Origin of the sequence: Sphingobacterium sp. UBA6320 (genome assembly GCF_002440335.1) — a bacterium.
Taxonomy (GTDB): domain Bacteria; phylum Bacteroidota; class Bacteroidia; order Sphingobacteriales; family Sphingobacteriaceae; genus Sphingobacterium.
On sequence record NZ_DJTA01000017.1, the window covers coordinates 29,445 to 47,734 of the forward strand.

An 18,290-nucleotide genomic window follows, 5' to 3' on the forward strand; every position below is an offset into this window, starting at 1 on the left:
ACGCATAAAAAATCAAGTTGTGTTTTATCTTTCACTTTGCGAATAAAATTAGAATATCGCAATTATTCACTATTAATTTTTATTAATGATACACTTTAATTTACATTCTCGGAGGGAAGCTGATTTTTATCTGTAAGCATATATTTTAAATTGTCAAAAATTCGTGCAATTAATCGTCTATCTTTAGTTATAATTTCTGCGATTCCTTTTAATTCATATTTGAAATTTAGCGTTTTACCATAATTAGTTTTTAAGCCATCGGGCAGTTCTACTTGAATGAGATAATTTTCAATACTTCCCTGGGCAGTTTCTTGGGTGTTTGTTACTAGTGAAATATCATTTACGATTCCTTTTATCGAGCCATATTCGTTATATGGGTAATTATCTAATTTAATTACTACATTTTGATTTTGAGCTACTTTTCCAGCCCCTGAATTGGGCAGGAATATTTGAGCTATTATTTTATTATTAGCTGGAACAATTGAAAAAATAGGTTCTCCAGCTTTAACATAAATATTGTCGTTCCAAAAATTAAGGTATTGTAAAGTCCCTGTTTGAGGACTTTTGAAAATATAGCTTTCTTCAAATGATTTTAAAGCCATTGAGAATTCGTGATACGATGAATTTAAATTTAATAATAGTGATTTTTCTATTTCTTCTTTTTTGATCTGGGTTTCAGTTATTGCATTTTGCGTTCTAAAAAGTTCTAACATAATTTGTGATGCTTCATTTTTATTATTCACAACACTATATGCGGCATTTAGATAGCTTATTTTATTTCTTTCAAATTCTGCTGTACTGATCACTTTTTTCTGTAAAAGAATAGAATCACGTTCCGCAAATTTGTTCATGTAACTGATGCTTCTATTGGACAACTCTGCTTTCTGTTTTGTTGTAGTTAAAATGTTATTCTGCTCGTGCAATAATTCTCGATAAGTATTCAATTGATGATCAAAAGTTCGATTTTGATGATAATTTTTAAATTGTTGTAAGGCATCTAAAAACGTGTAATATTTATTGTTAATGATGCCAAGGTATATTCTGTTTGGTAAAGGTTCCAGATCCATCAATAAATTGCTATTGCTCACATTGATTTGTTCAATAAGTGCTTTTATCTGCAGTACATCATTCATTTTTGCAGGATTATCTATGTAAGCAATGATTTCATCTTTATAAACATGTTGCTGATTTTTTTTAACCAAAATAATCTTTCCCGAATTTGGACTTATAATTTTGATAGCAGGATTTTTTGTATTTATTGAGACGGTGCCCGTCTGTACATCGGGGTAGGATATTATGAAACCAAACAGTAATAACAATAAGATGCTCAACATTACAATAACAGTAATTTGAATACCAAATTTTTTGGGCATCCTATTAATAATATGATCAACTTCTTCTGCCTTTTTTATTTTATTAATATCTTTCATTAGTTTAAATTGGCTTGGGAATTAATTAAATCATAATAATGGCCTTGTTTATCCATCAATAATTTATGGTTACCCACTTCTATGATCTTTCCATCTTTCATTACGATGATCTGATCTGCTTTTCTGATGGTACTCAGGCGATGGGCGATAACCACAACCGTTTTATCTTTAAAAATTTTATCTAAGGATTCAACTATTTTTTTCTCATTTAATGTATCCAATGAGTTTGTAGCTTCGTCCAGGAACAGGTAGTCCGGATTTTTATATATTGCTCTGGCAATAAGTATACGTTGTTTTTGACCACCGCTTAATCCTCTGCCTTGTTCACCCATCATTGTTTTGTATCCTTTGGGCATATCTTCGATCTCTTGACGAATATTGGCAATTTCGATCGCTATTTTGAACCTTTCAAAATCAAGTTCCTCATCATTAAGTACCATATTATTAATCACCGTGTCATTAAATATTTTGCCATCTTGAAGTACAACCTCACATTTAGAACGCCAGTAGCTTAGCGGTATATTTTTTACGTTCAATGGACCGATACAGATTTCACCATGACTTAGGCCATATAACCTTAAGATTAATTTCATTAAAGTCGTTTTTCCACTTCCGCTATCTCCCACAATTGCTGTTATCTTTCCAAATGGAATAGTTAGATTAACACCCTTAACGCTATATGGATGCTTTGGCGCATATTGGAAATAAACATTTTTCAATATAATACTTCGGTCTTGAGGCAGCACTGCATCATTGAATTCCTGAATCTGTTCCTCATCTTCCAGTGCGTGAATTTCATTTATTCTAGCAAATGATATTTTAGCAGATTGAGCCGTTGTTATAAATTGGATAAATTGCTGAATAGGCGAATTCAGCATACCGATAATTATCTGTGTAGAGATCATAATTCCAAAACTCATTTCACCATTAATTACAGCCTTTGCACATATGATGGTAATAATGATATTTTTTAGATTATCAATAAACTGACCTCCCAGATTTTGATAATTTGTTATAGAATGAAGTTTCAAATTAACTTTGTATAGGCGGGCTTGCAAATTCTCCCATTTCCATCTTTTTTCCGTTTCATAATTATTAATTTTAATATCTTGCATTCCTGAGATGGTTTCCACCCAATAACTTTGATCTTTCGCCATCAGACTAAAATAATTTGTATCAAGTCTTCTTCGAATGGATAGAAAAGCCATGACCCATATAAGGTATACTACACTTCCGGCAATAAATACCCAAAAAATAAAACTGTTGTAAATCGCTAATATAACGGCAAAGACTAAAAATGTCATCCCTGAAAATAATAAATTCAGAGAACTACCCATTATAAAATCCTTTATTCTTTGATGATCCTGTGCCCTCTGTAATATATCCCCTATCGTTTTGTTTTCAAAAAACGACATTGGAAGCTTCATTAGTTTAAGAAGGTAGTCCGATATCAATGATATGTTGATCCTGCTGGTCAGATGTAGAATAATCCAATCTCTAACGGCATTTGAAAAAGTCGTAGCCAAAAGTATAGCAATGTTTGCAGTAAGCATAATGTTCACAAAATTCATATTTTGCGTGCTTACGCCCACATCGATGATAGATCTAGTAATAAATGGAACAATTGCCTGTAGGCTTGTTACAAACAACATGACGATCAATAAGTTTACCATACTGGTTTTGTATGGTTTAAAATAACTAAATATGGAATTAAATTTTTTATGTTTTACAAGGCTATCCTCATGATTGATTTCTGAAAAATTAATATCTGGATCAAAACCAATTAAAACTCCCTTCTTCGAATTTTCTTTTATCCATTTTTTAGCAAACTATTTAGTAGGATATTTTACAAGACCTTGTGCAGGATTAGAAACATAGATATAATTTTTTGTGGTTTTATATACGACCATAAAATGTGAATCATTCCAATGTATGACTACAGGTAGTGGAATGTCGTTTTGAAGTTGGTTTAGCGTGCATTTAACAGCGCGGGATTTGAGACCTATTTTTTCTGCAGCATAAATCAAATTGAGAATTGAAATACCCTCTTTGGTTTTACCACATAATTCTCTTAGAAAGTGTAAGGTGTAGAATCAACCATAGTGCTTGGCTATTATTTTTAGACAGGTAGGACCGCAGTCCATCTTATCGTACTGAATCTCTGTAGGGAATTTGTTAAACATTGCTCGAATATCACACTATCTCTTTAACTGAATATTAATTTTCTGTTAAACAATCTATTTTACTGTGTTTTTGATAAAAATGTTGCTTAATTTTCATCATTAATTATAGTGTATTAAATTTTTTTCTTCTATGGAGATGGTGTTTTTCAATTGATCTTATGTCATATATAAAGAAGTATGTTATCATCTTAGCTGGTGGAGTTGGAAGCAGGTACGGAGCTGTCTTAAGTAAGCAATTTCATAAGATAAACGGCCGCCCCATAATTGTGAAAACTTTATGCAAATTTTTAAAATTATTTCCAACATAAAGTTTACGGTTAGTCATTAATCCTGAACATCAGTTGGAATGGTCACAGATAAAAAATGAGTATCCTTTTATAGCTGATATACCCACTGTTTATGGAGGGCCTCAACGATATCATTCTGTTAAAAATGCATTGGAGACTATCGATTCAAAAGAGCATGATCTGATAGGGGTTCATGATGGTGTACGACCATTTGTGTCCTATGAAACAATTTCCAATACTTTTCAAACTGCAGAGCGACTGGGAAACGCAGTTCCCTATTTTGATGCTGTTAATACAATACGAATAGAAAAAGGTATAGCTAACGAAGCCCTCAATAGATCTGAGATAAAAATTGTGCAAAATCCGCAAGTTTTTAGGTCAGATATTATAAAGGATGCTTATAAGTTGCCATATTCTCCAGTTTTTCTAGATGACGCCACTATTGTAGAAAATGCAGGCTATACGATTCAATTGTGCCTCGGTAATTATGAAAATATAAAAATTACCCATCCACAAGATATCTATATAGGGCAGGGAATAGATAATTTTTTAATGGATTTAGAAGCTACATCAAATGGATATTTATACAGTAACGCGTGAATTGACCTATTATAAAAACAGTGATAAAAAAGGAGAGAAAACTAGTCAAGTATTTCTAGAAGTAGATCAAGATTTCAAAGATCTATATGGTATAGCAATATCTCCATTTGAAGTAAGCTGGTTTAATACCCATTTTTCCATCTGGCAAGATTTCCTTGATCATTCAAGAGAAGAATTTTGCTTGATTACTTCAGTAAATGTTTTCTGGAACAGTACGGTAAACATTATGGAAGATATATTAATGGAATACGATCCTCTTTTCCATGTTTTTTTTCCATATGATCTCATTAATGGTAACCGTAAGATCAGCCCGTCTATAGCACTTAGCCGATTTGGATTTTTGTGGGGGAGTGATGCGTATTTTATATCAAGAAAAACGGTAAGCGAGTTGCTCGTTACATGTCAGAAAATATACTTTCCACTAGATGAACAACTTTTGGATTTGGGGATCAAAAAAAGTATTCGCTTTATCTGTTCAGATACCAATTGGATAGATTATGATTTTTCAACATCTCCAAGCTATTTGTCAAGGAGATCAAGTATTCTGGATTTTCTATCAAATTATTCGGCATGGACTGAAGATGAGTTGATTGAAGTTCGAAAAATTCTACATTATATTTCCGAAGTAGCAACCAACTTAGATGTGAAAGTATTTTTACATGCGGGCACTTTGCTGGGTTCAATACGACATGGCGGAATAATGCCTTGGGATGATGACGTGGATCTGATGGTCTTGGATGTAGACGTTAAGTCTTTAATCGGAAAAATAAAAAAAGATGGTATTTATGAGGTATTGGAATGGACCTGGAAAAAGACAGGGCAGGTCTATTATAAAGTATGGAAACCCGGAGGATATAAGGTTGAAGGCTACGCCTACACATTTCCATTTGTAGATATCTGGTGGGCCCAGGAAGTCGGAAACGAAGTTCAAACCAATGACGGTTACACCTTTAGAAAAGAAAGCTACCTTCCTTTGAAAGAGATCCAATTCGAAGGCTGTAAATTTTACCATCCACATATTTCAACAGATATATTGAACAAGATGTATTTAGGATGGAAAAGTGTTATTAAAATATTTTCATGGTCACATAAATATAAAAATCATTCCGTAAAACAGGTTACAATTCCAATTGAGACCAGTAGTAGCGGACATATTGTAAGATTCAAATAGATTAATAAAAAAATGAAAAGGAAAACAAATTTACACTTTTTTGATATTTCGAGTTATATTGAAGAACTGCCTGAAAATGAACTTTTTGAATTGAAAGGTGGCTATAGTGATGGCACTATTGATGGCGGAGATCTAGAGGAGGTTGAAATTACTCCTCCAGATCGCGATGAACCTGAAGATGATTGGGGAACAGATGATGCTTGGGATGATCAGGAAGATCCTTGAGATGAACCCGAAGATGATTGGGAAGATCATGGCGGGGGAGGAGATAATAATGAAGAAGAAGAGCAGGATGAATGTACTTGTTCTCAAGGAATTGTAGGTCAGGGTTCAGGATTATTAATGGACTCTACAGGTGTAGAAAAGAATTTATCTGCGGCGATCACTGCAGATTTGAACAATCCCGATACAAATCAGTCTTTTAAAAATACATTGAATGGTATCCAAACTATTTTAAATCGGATTGGAGACAGTAATTTCAATTTAGTTATCGAGTTTGGTGATGCCAAGGGTTCCGATGGCCTGACAAGCTTGCAAGATAATAAAAATCTGGTAGTGACTTTGGACAGATCACAATTGGTGTACGAAAATGACGTTCTTGTCCCAGGAACGAGTATAATCATGCATAAACAAGGCGATTTGGATAACTCGTTAGTAAATAACGTTTTGGTACACGAACTTAAGCATGTAGAGCAATTTTTAGATGGTAGAATAGGATTTGAGTCTTTTGATAATGAAAAAGTATTAAATTATGGCGTTGAAGATGAGGTGGAAGCTTTTGCATTTGCGCAAAGTTATTCAACTTTTGGTGGTTCTACAGATAATATTACCAGTGAGTGGGTAAAAAATCAAGAAATTAAGGTCACTAAAGACGGTGTTGAAACAACTTATAAACCATATGAAAACCTGGGTAATGGCGGTAACTGTCCAATACACGGTGTTTCATCAAATCCAAATTAATGATGCAAAAAATAAAATATTGCTTTTTGACTATAGTGCTATCATTAGTACTTACATCAAGTTATGCCCAAGCAGATAAAAAAATATCCATATTACAAGATATTGTAAAGCGTACACATCAAACTCTACGAGATGTTGCAACAAAACTAGCTGTTCCATATTCTGTTTCTGCTACATGGCCCGAACAAGTATATATTGAAAGGGGAGATTCATTGGTCGCTATTCCATTCGATAGTCTACAGTCTCCCAGTTGGAATTTTCTTGAATATGATGTTAAGATTGTATATGATAAATTGACAAAGAACCGGACTCAATATCTTAAAGGTATCATTGTTTTGGAGCGTATAGATCCCATTAGAGAAGAGAAACTTCGAAAAAGGATGTTGGAAGACCTAAAAGCTAAGCAAGAAAAGCCCCAATAACTTAAGCATTTGCTGTATTGAGTGTAATATCAGTAGTTTTATTATCTAAAGTTACTTACTGATAGTAAATGAGAAGATAATTTAGTTAGTATTAAGTTTCGTAGAGCCCTTCGGGGCTCTTTGATATTTTGAGAAGAGATGTCAGTCATGTCGGTAAGACCCTAAGTACGGTAGGCGATTTTGTAGCCGAAAAGTTTGTGAAGACCAAGCGTGGCGAACTGATGAAATTCGGCACCTTCCTGGATATCGAAGGCAAGTTTTTCGATACCGTACATTTTCCACCCTCGCTCGTGCAATATCCATTGCGGGGAGCAGGTATCTACCTCATAGAAGGGAAGGTGGTGCAGGAGTTTGGTTGTCCATCACTGGAAGTGATCCGCTGTGCCAAGATGCCCCTTAAGCCAGATCCAAGGAGTATATAAACAATTTTAATTAGCGTTTAGTTATTGTTCTTTGATAACTTTATGCAGTTTTTGTTCGCATTTATATTCACGAATTGCTATATTTTCAAAAATATAAGAAATGGATATAACCCTGGTCAAATATATAGAAGATGACTTTGATTCTTTTAAAAGAATGGTAAGTGATGAGGAGACAATGAGATTCATAACCGGAATAGTTTGGACAGAAGACGATGCAAGATTACAGTTCGATGCAATGCTGCGAATGAATACTCAACACGAAAAATTAGGCTTTTTTAAAGTAGTCAATCAGAAAAACGAATTTATAGGAAACTGTTCACTGGAATCCTACAAATATGATGCTGCAATTCTTGAAATTGGCTATGTTCTTAAGAGAGAATTTTGGAGAATGGGCTATGGAACGGCAATTCTACAACAGCTCGTTTACAAAGCCAATAATTCATATCCAAACATGGATATGATTGCGATTATCGATCCGGAGAATGAGGCTTCAAGAAAATTACTTTGCAAAAATGGTTTTGAAAGCTATTTCAGAGGAATGGAAGATGGTAAGTTTTCTGAAAAGTTTATATTGAAAAATCTGCACGCAGACTAAACCATCATTTTCTTATATTCGTATCAAAAACGCGATACCATTATGCTTTACAACCCATTTGAACAACTCACCCGTGCTACCTTTCAGGAATTTCTGGAACAGGGCTATCGTCAGTGTTTGTGTTTATTAAGCAATCATTGATACCTATTTTCACTGCTATTTCTGTGATTGATCACCCGAGGTATCTGTTTTTTTGAGCTTTGCATGAATAGCTAGCAAAGATTCATATTCTTTTTTCGATTTTTCCAAGTAACGCTCTTTTTCAATAATTACTTTATCTTGCTCTTTTATTCTTCTTCTTAAATATAAAATAAAGATCAAGCCAATAAAAATTGCCATTAGTATGATGATCATAAGGATGATAAGTATCTGCATAATATATGGATTTAGATATCTATTATAAAATTTTTCATTACCTTTTATAATTGTCTTTAGCTACCTTTTTATAAATTTCTTCCTTTTCTCTTAACACATTATTTTCCCTTTGAATTTCTGCGATGAGTTCTTTTTCTGAGGGTAATTCAAGCAAATATTTACTCACAAATAATTGCTGATCGCTATCTGCAATAGCATATTCTACCAGTGCTTTGTTCTGATTAGTGACAAGCAGTATTCCTACAGGAGGGTTGTCATCTTTTTGCATTATCTCCTTCTTATAATAGTTTACATAAGTTTTCAATTGGCCTATATGCTCATGCTTAGCTTCATCTACTTTTAGTTCTACTAAAACATGACATTTTAATATGCGATGATAGAAAACGAGATCGATAAAGAAGTATTCGCCACCGATCAATATACGTTTTTGTTTAGACTCAAAACAAAAGCCGTGACCCATTTCTAATAGAAAAGTCTCTAGATGATCCAATAGAGCCTTTTCAAGATCATTTTCGTAAACAACATCTTTAGGACTTATACCGAGAAATTCGAAGGTGAAGGGAGATTTAATAATATCTTCCGGATTTATGCGTTCAGCCTTCTCATTTATAATTTTAGACAGTTGGTCAGGTTTCTTACTGATTCCACTCCTTTCAAAATAGAGTGTATTGATTTGCCTTCTCAGTTCTCTTACACTCCATGTGTTTTTTATAGTTTAGATTTCAAAAAATTCTCTTTTACTTAGATCTGAAATGGATATCAATTCCAAGAAATGAGAATATGATAGCTTTGTAAGCAATTCTTCAGGCTTTATGCGGTCAGAATTAAACTGGTGATGCAATTATTTTTGGTATATATCGTTTTCAAAATTAACGTTTTGTAATTGGTCAGACACTGTCTGACTAATTAGATAACCCTTGTTTTCGAACATAGTCTTTATTGTAGCAAGGATGTTAGGATATGCAATATAAAACTGTCTGCATAGTTTCAAATTTGTCTCAGACAATCCTTTGATCTTAATAGACAAAGCTAGATCAGAAAGTAATTTCTCACCATATTTAGCTCTATCTTCACCCTGTTGTTCAAATTCAACAATAGACAGACCAATCAGCCAATTGCGCACTGTTAGCGACTGGTTCACCGCTTTCGCTGCAGCAAGATATAACTCACTGTGAGTATTTCGGATACTATTTACAAGTTTAGTAAATTTCATATGTTTATGTTCAAGTTATCCTGAGCCTATCCATTTCATCTATTCCTTCACTATACTGCCCGATTTCCACTCTTATTGTATCGTATTTTAGATTTGCTTGTAACAATTGTTTAGCTAAACTAATATACATAAAGTTTCACTAACGTAGCGAAGTACAAGGAGAAAATCCATATCCAAAGCAGATACGCTCAGTTGGGATCCCTTTCAAAGTATTGTTGCCAGAACGACTACATTATCGCTCCAGTTCTAACATCTTTTAAACCTTATAAATTCAAAACCAAATACAATTGAGTCATCCATAAATGATATTAATCAAAAGTTTATATTGAAAAATCTGTACGCAGACTAAACCGTCATTTTCTTATATTCGTATCAACAAAAAGATACCGTTATGCTATACAATCCATTCGAACAACTCACCCGTGCTACTTTTCAGGAATTTTTGGAACAGGGCTACCGTGATTTTGTACTGCAGCGGTTTGAGTGGCCCGATGTTGTCAAAGGAACTGGCTTTCTGCTTTCACCTTATTGGTCAGCCGAAGAAGCACATACCCATGCTGCAGAACTGGGCCCCAAAGAAGGGAAAGCCATACAGATACCGGCAGATGCCCATAGCATACAGCAGTTACTGGAAACCAATTCCGGTTATCGCATCTTCAACAATCGCTTTCGCGAAGAAAAGTGGGACAAGCGCATGTTAGGCATGTACGAAAGCAAGATTGTCGGTTACCTCCGTAACCAGACCACTTTTAAGAGGAAAGATCCGATCGATATCCTCTTTACCCTCGAACATGGCCGCGTCTGGGCGATCATTACCGATGGTAAGACACAAAAGAAAGTCAGGGCTATTGAACTCATCAGTTAATAGCCGCAGACAAACAAATACATACATCACCGTGTTTAACAAGAAACATACTATCAATATAAACAACTATGTGCTGGGACATATCACTTCATTCCGATCTTGAAATCGTCAAGAAAGCATTCCCGAAGTTACGGGACGAACGCAAACAGCTTGATTACGACTACCGTTATTTTGAAAATGTGCAGGCCATCACCTTTCCCGCATATCCCATTATCTACAAAGACAAAGAAGGCGAGGAGCTGGGCTTACTTGAAATGGAGTGGGGCGTATTGCCTACCTACATCAAAGATCCCAAAGAACAGGAAGACCGCCGTCGCAATATGATCAATGTGCGGAGCGAGCGGATCCTTGCCGATAGCAAGTCGTATTGGCATAGACTCAAAAATCAACGTTGTCTTATCCCCGTATCCGGTACCTTTGAGCACCGCAAAGTACACGGATGGAAAAAGAAAGTACCCTATTTCATTGGAGAGAAAGGAAGAGAGATCTTCTATATTCCAGGCTTATACCAATGGCATGAGATTGTTGACCAGGAAGGAGAGATCCATAAAAAAGGAAGTTTCGGTATGCTTACCTGTGAAGCCAATACCATTATGGGCCAGATCCATAACGATGGACCTAACAAAAGACGTATGCCTTTATTTCTAACACCTGAGCTCGAACAGCAATGGCTTTATGCTCAAGATGAAGAAAGTCTGATGCCCATTTTCAATTACGAGATGCCCGATCAGGCACTAGAATACTATCCAGTCTATACCTTGAGAGGATATCCCAACAGGCCAGATGGCAAACATCGGTACGAGCCCTATCAATGGTCAGATCTTCCGCCCCTGGGGCAGGATGGACCGATACAGCAGAGTCTTTTTTAACGGAAAAATAAAGGTAATATGAAATTTATTCCCCTCACACATGCGGTACTTTTAGATCTCCAATTGAGGGGGTATAATATCTTGACATCTAAAAATACAGTTGACGACGAAAATCCAACCTGGTATCCGATCACCGTACCCGATATTTGGGAATACCTGCTTCAGCTGGATTGCAAAGGAAGCATCGTTCCTTTGCAGGAACCCGCGATATTGGTTATTGCAGATGCACTTAAAGATATAGTAGAAGAGGAGCTTCAGGGAGAAGTATTTATAGAAATAGATCATTTAGAAGAACTGGAGGATAAAATCCAGTTTTACGGCAAGCAGTATAAGTTTATCTCCAATCCTGAAAATTATGTTTTTTCATTCGATCCGAAGCGGGTCTTAATACGTAATTATGCCTTGCGCACTGGCAATCATCTTCTGTATTTAGCTTATATTGATGTAAATTATCCCACCCATATCATCGATGAGATGCGAGATCTTGAAGATCTAACCCGTTCCCTGATCTGCCTAGATCAGGAGCAGGCAAGAGAATGGTTTAGCAAACATGATGTTACTATGGTACAATCAGATATCTCGATATTTGACATGGATGCTATTTTAACCATTTTTTTACTTAGAACGGATCAACAAATAACGATTCCTTTAGAAGAGAAAGATGAATTGGTTTATAATTTGATGCACACAGATGACCTACTGCAACTCCGTGATCTGTTCTGGATAGATCCGAGGATGGCATAAGGTTTAATGAGAGAATTTAATAAAATAAATTGCGCATATACATACCAGCATTTGATTTCTTAAATTTCAATCTGGTAGAATCTTCAATTTTATATAATATGAAATTCTGTACTTGTATTTAGATATTCTGTATAATGAAACTTCCGATGGTTATTTAGTAAATGCCAATAGGAGAAATGTTTGTTAAACATTAAAGGTCTTACAGCTACTTTTTTGTTATGAGGAAAGGGAGGGATTCTAACCATCTCTTCCTTAACATTTTAAAACCTCATTTTTCTATATATTTTAATTGTTGCCACGAATTTGCTACTAAAAATTTTATGGCAAAATCATAGTTATAATTATTCTATTACGACTTCAAAGAACATCCATAAATCTCTTATGCCAAATATTAGAATTTTCATGATATTGTTTTGAGTATCATAATTTCATAGTTACGAATTTCTTTCCTAAACGATAATGATCCTGCTTTTTTTGTTCTATCATCCTATTATTTTGCTAAAGCCTTACAAACTTCAGTTTAATCACGGAATAGATGGGGCATTTTGCCGAAACACAATTATTAGGATCGCTTTCATTTTATAATACCTGTACAAATCTAACTAGCCCCAAAAAAAATCAAGGAAGTAGTAGACTCACATGTTATAAATTGCTGATCTTCTCCTTGTACTAAGTTCCCCAAGAATTGCGCAGTTTCAAAGCCAATGGAGGTCAAATAATCATCTATGAAGGATTGGACGATCCTACGTTTCCTCCAACAGACCGCATTGAATGGTAGAAGCAAATGAATGAAGGAACAGACAGCGCCCAAAGTTTTGCTAGAGTTTTTGTTGTGCCGCATATAAAACACTGTGGAGGGGGACCAGCATTGGACGATATCGACCCTTTAACTACTGCCCTTGAAAATTAGTGTGAAAAAGATAAAACACCCCAGTTTATCATAGCAAATGGCAGTGAGTTTTTCAAAGGTAAATCCCAAGCAGTATGTGCCTATCCGAATATCGTTACTTATATTGGTAGCGATGAAGATAAAGCGGAGAGCTTTGAGTGTAAGCCATGTAAATTGTAATGACAGGATATAAGGAGAAGGGTTAAAAGTATATTTTGTTGCTCTTTTAAGTCTACCTGGAAGCAAAAAAGTATCGGCTTGAAAAGTTGAAAAATCTCAAAAAACGATTATTGTTACTCTTCCTGCTTACCAGTTATCATTTTACGATGCTCTCTTCCCCAATCTGCCAGATTATTTATAATGGTTTTCAAGGATAGACCATATTTTGTAAGTTCATATTGAACTGTAACTGGCTGAGTATCTAAAACAGTCCGTGTTACAAGTTTGTTGATTTCTAATTCCTTCAATTCTTTGCTTAGCATTTTATTAGAAATCCCTTTTACATCGTTTAAGATATCAGAAAATCTTCTTTTGTTATAATAGCAAATAGAAGATAAAATAGATATTTTCCATTTACCATTCAGTACATCCATCGCGTCGTGTACTGCCATAATTTCTTTTTTGTGTTCTGCTACTGCGTTTGTTCCAATCATAATGTTATCTAGTTACTCAAAATGTTACTGTTACTTTACGTTACAAAGTTACTAAAATTAATTACTTCCTCGTAAATTTGTAGCATAAATAATTTTTTTACTATGAATTTTGAAAATAAAAATGTTGTAATAACCGGGGGAACTACTGGAATTGGATTAGCAACAGCAAAAGCTTTTATTAATGCAGGAGCACAAGTATGGATAACTGGTCGAAGTGCAAGTAATTTGGAAAAAGCTGCTAAAGAGATTAATAATCCTAATTTAAAAACAGTGATCTCGGACACGTCAAAAATCAACGAGATTGCAATCTTGGAAAAAACAATCACTGAAACAGGAAATAAATTGGATGTGTTATTTTTAAATGCCGGGATTGGAAAATTTGAGTCGATAGCAGAAGTTACCGAAGAGAATTTTGATGCACAGTTTAATACTAATGTTAAGGGAAATTTCTTTACCCTACAAAAACTAATTCCTCATTTAGCTGACGGAGCATCAGTTGTTTTCACATCCTCTACAGTAGCTACGGCTGCAAACGCTGGCGCAATTGTATATTCAGCTACAAAAGGTGCAATTAATAAAATTGCACAAGTTGCTGCAAACGAATTAGCAAGCAGAAAAATTCGAGTTAATATTGTGAGTCCTGGCTCAACGGAAACGCCTGGATTGAATAGTGTAGTTTCCCCAGAAATCAAAGACTATTTTGCAAGTGTTACAGCATTGCAAAGATTGGCTCGTCCGGAAGAGATTGCACAAACGGTGTTGTTTTTGGCATCCGATTCAGCAAGTTTTATCACTGGTACCGAGATTGTGGCCGATGGTGGTTACCTCAATTACCTCTTAAAATAATCTTCAGATTTTATAGCATTAAATGGGAGAACCTGCAAATGCCACTTCTCCTTTTTTTAGATGTATTAATCACCTTCCATTTGTGAGCGAGCTTATTTTGCAATTCAAATCAAATTATCTAGCTATCCTATATTGAATAGATATTTACATTCAAATTTAGAAATATTGCCCCGTTTATGTTAATCAATTCCCTGATTCTGTTATTTCTATTTCCTGTGGTTGAAGCAATTTTGTATTCATAAATATAAGTACAATGAATATCGTATTAACAGGTTCTTTAGGGAACATAGGAAAACCACTTACAAAATTATTAGTAGCAAGAGGGCATCAGGTAACACTCATCAGTAGTAAAACTGAAAGAAAAGCTGAAATAGAAAAATTGGACGCTGTGCCAGCTTTTGGAACTATTCAGGACGTTCAGTTTTTAACGAAAACTTTTCAGGGAGCCGACACGGTCTATTTGATGGAAGCTTGGGAAGGAATTGGAAGTATCTTCGACAAGGATATTGACTTCTTAAAAGAATTCAAAAATATAGCCGCAAATTATGTGCAAGCTATTCAAAATTCCGGAGTAAAAAATATCATCCACCTGAGCAGTGTTGGTGCCCATTCGGAGCAAGGTACAGGAAGCCTTCTCGTACATCACAATGTAGAAAATATCTTGCGGACATTACCAGAAAGTTTTTCCATAAAATTTCTTCGTCCCGTAGGTTTCTTTAGCAATATCTACAGATGGATGCCAATGATAAAATCTCAGGCAGCTATTATCCAAAGTTATGGAGGCAGCATAAAAGAACCTTGGGTCTCTCCTCAAGATATAGCAACAACCATTGCAGATGAAATGGAAAAACCTTTTGTCGGTAGAACGGTACAATATGTCGCAAGTGATGAAGTTTCGCCAGACGAAATTGCAGATGCTTTGGGAAAAGCAATCGGAAATACAGATTTACAGTGGAAAACAATCCCGGCTGAAGAATTGCGTAATCAGATGCTTTCTGCAGGTGTCAATGACTGGATTGCAAATGGTATGATAGCGATGCAGAAAGCACAGGCTGATGGAAGTCTGTATCAAGATTTCTACTTGAACAAACCCAAGTTAGGCGTAATAAAACTTAATGATTTTGCGAAAGAATTCGCAGAAGTATACAACCAATAAATAATTGTGAAATGAAAAAAGCATTGATAACAGGAGCTAATAAGGGAGTTGGGTTTGAAACTGCCCAACAACTTCTGAAAAATGGATATTATGTTTTCATAGGAAGCAGAAATCTAGATAATGGAGAATCAGCAGTACAGCAACTCAATAAAGCTGGTTACACTAATGTTGAAGCTATTCAGCTGGATGTAACAGACCAGCTATCCATTACGCAAGCCAGAAAAGAAATAGGAAGCAGAACAGATACATTGGATGTACTTATCAATAACGCAGGAATAAATGGTGGATTGCCCCAAGCAGCCCTGGAAGCGTCAGCCGAAAATTTCCATAAAGTAATGGATACCAATTTATATGGTGTTATCCGTGTAACGCAAGCGTTTATTGATTTGTTAAACAAATCTGATGAGCCGAGGATTGTCAACGTATCATCAAGTGGTTGCTCACTTACACTGCACTGCGATCCGACCTGGAAATATTATGATCACAAAGGGGCTGTATACACTGCTTCCAAAGCAGCAATGAATATGTACACCATCAATCTTGCATATGAACTTCGCGAAACTGCTTTTAAGGTCAATGCAGTCTGTCCCGGATTTGTGGCTACAGATTTTAATGGTCACCGTGGTACGGGTACTGTACTGGAAGCAGGAGTAAGAATTTCCAAATATGCAATGATTGACAAAGACGGTCCTTCGGGAAAGTTTATCAGTGAAGAACACAATCCGCAAACAGGTGAAACGCCTTGGTAATAATTCATTATTTTTAGAAGAATTTCTGGTGTAATTTAGCTCAACGCTAGGCTGAAATATAAAATTGGCTATTATGAAAGATACAAAGAACAAATTCCATAAGTTCAGTTCGCTGTCCGAGTTTCATCAAAAATTTGGTTTGACAAAACCTGAACATCCTTTAATCAGTTTTATTGCCATAGAAGAAATGTCGATGCCTGAGGATATTCTGCCCGACTTTATGGTAATGGAATTTTATAAGATAGCGTATAAAGATACTATTGGGAGCGCAAAATATGGACAGAGTCATTATGATTTCGGTGAAGGCGGGATGGTTTTTACAGCTCCCGGACAGCTATTTGAAAAACCTAAAAACAACAAAAGCAAAGGTTATATATTGCTAATACATCCTGACTTTTTATTGTCCTATCCTTTAGCCAAAAAAGTAAAGCTATATAATTATTTTACATACGCTACAGACGAAGCATTGCATCTTTCCGAAAAAGAAAAGGTAACAATATTCTCTGTATTTAATATCATTAAAGAGGAGCTGGATAGCAGGATTGATAATTTCAGTCACGATGTGCTAATTTCACAAATTGACCTTTTACTTACTTATTGCGAACGATTTTATAAAAGACAATTTATTACGGAAAAAGCTTTGAATAACGGTCTCATTCAACAGTTTGAATATATATTAAATCACTATTTTAATAATGAACAGGCTATTCAGAAAGGCTTACCCTCTGTTCAGTATATTGCAGAGCAACTGAATGTGTCAGCCAACTATTTAAGTGATATGCTCCGTTCGTTGACAGGATTGAATACCCAACAACACATCCACAATAAACTCATTGAGCTTGCAAAAGAGATCTTGTCGACAACAGATTTACCAGTCGCTGAAATTGCCTATCAGTTAGGTTTTGAATATCCGCAGTCATTCAGTAGACTATTTAAAACCAAAACCTCTATGACTCCGGCCCAATTCAGGCAATCATTTAATTGACAGTTTCAGAAATAAAATCAAAAGGCGATTCAGGTTTAAAATTTAAATCCTAAATCGCCTTCTAATAACTAAGGTGACTTTCTATTTTAAGACTGTCGCTTCAAATTCCACTTTTAATTTTTCAAAAAGTGTTTTGACTTCCATTACAGTTGTGGCCTGTGGATTTGATGTTTGAAAATCCAATTTTGAAGAACATCAAAATTTTTAAATAGCTCACTATGTTCCGTTGTATAGACATTGAGACGGACAATATTTTGCATTTCAAAATCAGCCTGAAGAATAACCTTTTCTAGATTTTCCAATGCTTTTTCAATTTGGATCTTCATATCGGCTTGAAATTCCGTCGTCTTCAATTGCTATTTGACCAGACACGTACAGCGTACTCTGCACATTTTTTACTTCTACAGCCTGAACATAATTCCTTGCATCATTGATGGTAAAATCTTTTTTTCTAAAAGTTTCTTTGACGAAAAAAGACATCACTTTTTCCAAATCGTTTTTGGAAATTTCTACAGCTTTCTTTATATGATGGGCTAATATATCCAATTTCTTATTTCATAAAATTATTATTTTGTTCAGAAGTCACCTTTAATTTCTATCTTGTTTCTTATATAACATCATAAAAACATCGAAAATTACTTAATAATTTCTTTCTTATGTTCGGTTCCCTAGCCCGAAAGACTCTGTATTACCTAAGTTAGTTTTTTACAGAGGGCTTTGAGTTCGTAAAAAACTATAACTGGATGTGCTTTAATAATATCTATTGAAATTAAATTTATTAGTTCCATTTTTTCAGCCCTTACTCAACATTATGTTGGAGATTCCACTTACATCATTCAATAAATCGGTGAATCGTCTTCTCTCATTAAAGCTGCG

At 35.1% G+C, this 18,290-nt stretch carries 22 protein-coding genes and 1 pseudogene; 14 read left to right on the forward strand and 9 right to left on the reverse strand.

Annotation, left to right across the window (positions count from 1 at the left end; genetic code table 11):
* Positions 1-95: 95 nt before the first annotated feature.
* The 3 genes and pseudogenes from B3P23_RS10090 to B3P23_RS10100 all read right to left on the reverse strand — a co-directional run bounded on the left by B3P23_RS10090 (position 96) and on the right by B3P23_RS10100 (position 3,613).
* The gene (locus B3P23_RS10090) at positions 96-1,430 is read right to left on the reverse strand and encodes an HlyD family secretion protein (protein WP_293925649.1); all 1,335 of its coding nucleotides are present in this window, start codon (positions 1,428-1,430) and stop codon (positions 96-98) included.
* Entirely contained in the window at positions 1,430-3,103 is a 1,674-nt protein-coding gene (locus B3P23_RS10095; protein WP_293925650.1) for a peptidase domain-containing ABC transporter, read from the reverse strand. Before B3P23_RS10095 ends, B3P23_RS10090 begins: the two co-directional genes overlap by 1 nt.
* Before the next feature lie 156 nt (positions 3,104-3,259).
* Positions 3,260-3,613, reverse strand: a pseudogene (locus B3P23_RS10100) (cysteine peptidase family C39 domain-containing protein).
* A gap of 323 nt (positions 3,614-3,936) precedes the next feature.
* Between B3P23_RS10100 and B3P23_RS10105 the strand changes: the two are divergent.
* The 7 genes from B3P23_RS10105 (at position 3,937) to B3P23_RS10135 (ending at position 8,070) form a co-directional block, all read left to right on the forward strand.
* A complete protein-coding gene (locus tag B3P23_RS10105) occupies positions 3,937-4,500 on the forward strand; it encodes an IspD/TarI family cytidylyltransferase (RefSeq protein WP_349681562.1) in 564 nt (187 codons plus the stop codon).
* Positions 4,475-5,671 carry a LicD family protein gene (locus B3P23_RS10110; protein ID WP_293925651.1) on the forward strand — a complete coding sequence of 399 codons (1,197 nt, stop codon included), beginning with the start codon at positions 4,475-4,477 and terminating at the stop codon, positions 5,669-5,671. Before B3P23_RS10105 ends, B3P23_RS10110 begins: the two co-directional genes overlap by 26 nt.
* A gap of 12 nt (positions 5,672-5,683) precedes the next feature.
* The gene (locus tag B3P23_RS10115) at positions 5,684-5,896 is read left to right on the forward strand and encodes a hypothetical protein (protein WP_293925652.1); all 213 of its coding nucleotides are present in this window, start codon (positions 5,684-5,686) and stop codon (positions 5,894-5,896) included.
* Positions 5,897-6,013: 117 nt separating this feature from the next.
* Positions 6,014-6,631, forward strand: coding sequence for a hypothetical protein (locus B3P23_RS10120; RefSeq protein WP_293925653.1), 618 nt, complete (start codon positions 6,014-6,016; stop codon positions 6,629-6,631).
* Between the two features lie 26 nt (positions 6,632-6,657).
* Positions 6,658-7,053: a hypothetical protein gene (locus B3P23_RS10125; protein ID WP_293925654.1), complete on the forward strand. Its 396-nt coding sequence runs from the start codon at positions 6,658-6,660 to the stop codon at positions 7,051-7,053.
* 128 nt (positions 7,054-7,181) lie between these two features.
* The gene (locus B3P23_RS10130; RefSeq protein WP_293925656.1) at positions 7,182-7,475 is read left to right on the forward strand and encodes a hypothetical protein; all 294 of its coding nucleotides are present in this window, start codon (positions 7,182-7,184) and stop codon (positions 7,473-7,475) included.
* Between the two features lie 100 nt (positions 7,476-7,575).
* The gene (locus B3P23_RS10135; RefSeq protein ID WP_293925658.1) at positions 7,576-8,070 is read left to right on the forward strand and encodes a GNAT family N-acetyltransferase; all 495 of its coding nucleotides are present in this window, start codon (positions 7,576-7,578) and stop codon (positions 8,068-8,070) included.
* Positions 8,071-8,226: 156 nt separating this feature from the next.
* On the opposite strand, the gene B3P23_RS10140 is transcribed toward B3P23_RS10135, so the two are convergent.
* The 3 genes from B3P23_RS10140 to B3P23_RS10150 all read right to left on the reverse strand — a co-directional run bounded on the left by B3P23_RS10140 (position 8,227) and on the right by B3P23_RS10150 (position 9,658).
* Positions 8,227-8,409 (reverse strand): hypothetical protein, encoded by a 183-nt coding sequence (locus B3P23_RS10140; protein WP_094772097.1) that lies wholly within the window; start codon positions 8,407-8,409, stop codon positions 8,227-8,229.
* Between the two features lie 73 nt (positions 8,410-8,482).
* Entirely contained in the window at positions 8,483-9,157 is a 675-nt protein-coding gene (locus B3P23_RS10145; protein WP_349681563.1) for a PDDEXK nuclease domain-containing protein, read from the reverse strand.
* Between the two features lie 129 nt (positions 9,158-9,286).
* On the reverse strand, positions 9,287-9,658 hold the full coding sequence (locus tag B3P23_RS10150; protein WP_293925660.1) for a DUF1016 N-terminal domain-containing protein: 372 nt from the start codon (positions 9,656-9,658) through the stop codon (positions 9,287-9,289).
* A 391-nt stretch (positions 9,659-10,049) separates the two neighbouring features.
* On the opposite strand from B3P23_RS10150, the gene B3P23_RS10155 reads away from it, so the two are divergent.
* The 3 genes from B3P23_RS10155 (at position 10,050) to B3P23_RS10165 (ending at position 12,136) form a co-directional block, all read left to right on the forward strand.
* Complete coding sequence (locus B3P23_RS10155; RefSeq protein ID WP_293925662.1) at positions 10,050-10,523, forward strand: hypothetical protein; 474 nt, start codon at positions 10,050-10,052, stop codon at positions 10,521-10,523.
* 68 nt (positions 10,524-10,591) lie between these two features.
* Positions 10,592-11,392 carry an SOS response-associated peptidase gene (locus tag B3P23_RS10160; protein WP_293925664.1) on the forward strand — a complete coding sequence of 267 codons (801 nt, stop codon included), beginning with the start codon at positions 10,592-10,594 and terminating at the stop codon, positions 11,390-11,392.
* Between the two features lie 18 nt (positions 11,393-11,410).
* Complete coding sequence (locus B3P23_RS10165) at positions 11,411-12,136, forward strand: hypothetical protein (protein WP_293925665.1); 726 nt, start codon at positions 11,411-11,413, stop codon at positions 12,134-12,136.
* Between the two features lie 1,182 nt (positions 12,137-13,318).
* On the opposite strand, the gene B3P23_RS10170 is transcribed toward B3P23_RS10165, so the two are convergent.
* The gene (locus B3P23_RS10170) at positions 13,319-13,678 is read right to left on the reverse strand and encodes a winged helix-turn-helix transcriptional regulator (RefSeq protein ID WP_293925666.1); all 360 of its coding nucleotides are present in this window, start codon (positions 13,676-13,678) and stop codon (positions 13,319-13,321) included.
* A 102-nt stretch (positions 13,679-13,780) separates the two neighbouring features.
* Between B3P23_RS10170 and B3P23_RS10175 the strand changes: the two genes are divergently transcribed.
* The 4 genes from B3P23_RS10175 to B3P23_RS10190 all read left to right on the forward strand — a co-directional run bounded on the left by B3P23_RS10175 (position 13,781) and on the right by B3P23_RS10190 (position 17,414).
* Positions 13,781-14,524 carry an SDR family oxidoreductase gene (locus B3P23_RS10175; protein ID WP_293925667.1) on the forward strand — a complete coding sequence of 248 codons (744 nt, stop codon included), beginning with the start codon at positions 13,781-13,783 and terminating at the stop codon, positions 14,522-14,524.
* A 253-nt stretch (positions 14,525-14,777) separates the two neighbouring features.
* The gene (locus tag B3P23_RS10180) at positions 14,778-15,680 is read left to right on the forward strand and encodes an NAD(P)H-binding protein (protein ID WP_293925668.1); all 903 of its coding nucleotides are present in this window, start codon (positions 14,778-14,780) and stop codon (positions 15,678-15,680) included.
* A gap of 11 nt (positions 15,681-15,691) precedes the next feature.
* Positions 15,692-16,429, forward strand: a complete 738-nt coding sequence (locus B3P23_RS10185) for an SDR family oxidoreductase (RefSeq protein WP_293925670.1) — start codon at positions 15,692-15,694, stop codon at positions 16,427-16,429.
* A gap of 73 nt (positions 16,430-16,502) precedes the next feature.
* Entirely contained in the window at positions 16,503-17,414 is a 912-nt protein-coding gene (locus B3P23_RS10190) for a helix-turn-helix domain-containing protein (RefSeq protein ID WP_293925672.1), read from the forward strand.
* A 143-nt stretch (positions 17,415-17,557) separates the two neighbouring features.
* Here the strand turns inward: B3P23_RS10190 and B3P23_RS10195 are convergent, their stop codons facing one another.
* Together B3P23_RS10195 and B3P23_RS10200 are read right to left on the reverse strand one after the other, a co-directional pair.
* Positions 17,558-17,740 carry a RidA family protein gene (locus tag B3P23_RS10195; protein WP_293925674.1) on the reverse strand — a complete coding sequence of 61 codons (183 nt, stop codon included), beginning with the start codon at positions 17,738-17,740 and terminating at the stop codon, positions 17,558-17,560.
* On the reverse strand, positions 17,724-17,960 hold the full coding sequence (locus B3P23_RS10200; protein ID WP_293925676.1) for a hypothetical protein: 237 nt from the start codon (positions 17,958-17,960) through the stop codon (positions 17,724-17,726). The genes B3P23_RS10195 and B3P23_RS10200 overlap by 17 nt, the downstream gene beginning before the upstream one ends.
* Between the last annotated feature and the right edge of the window lie 330 nt (positions 17,961-18,290).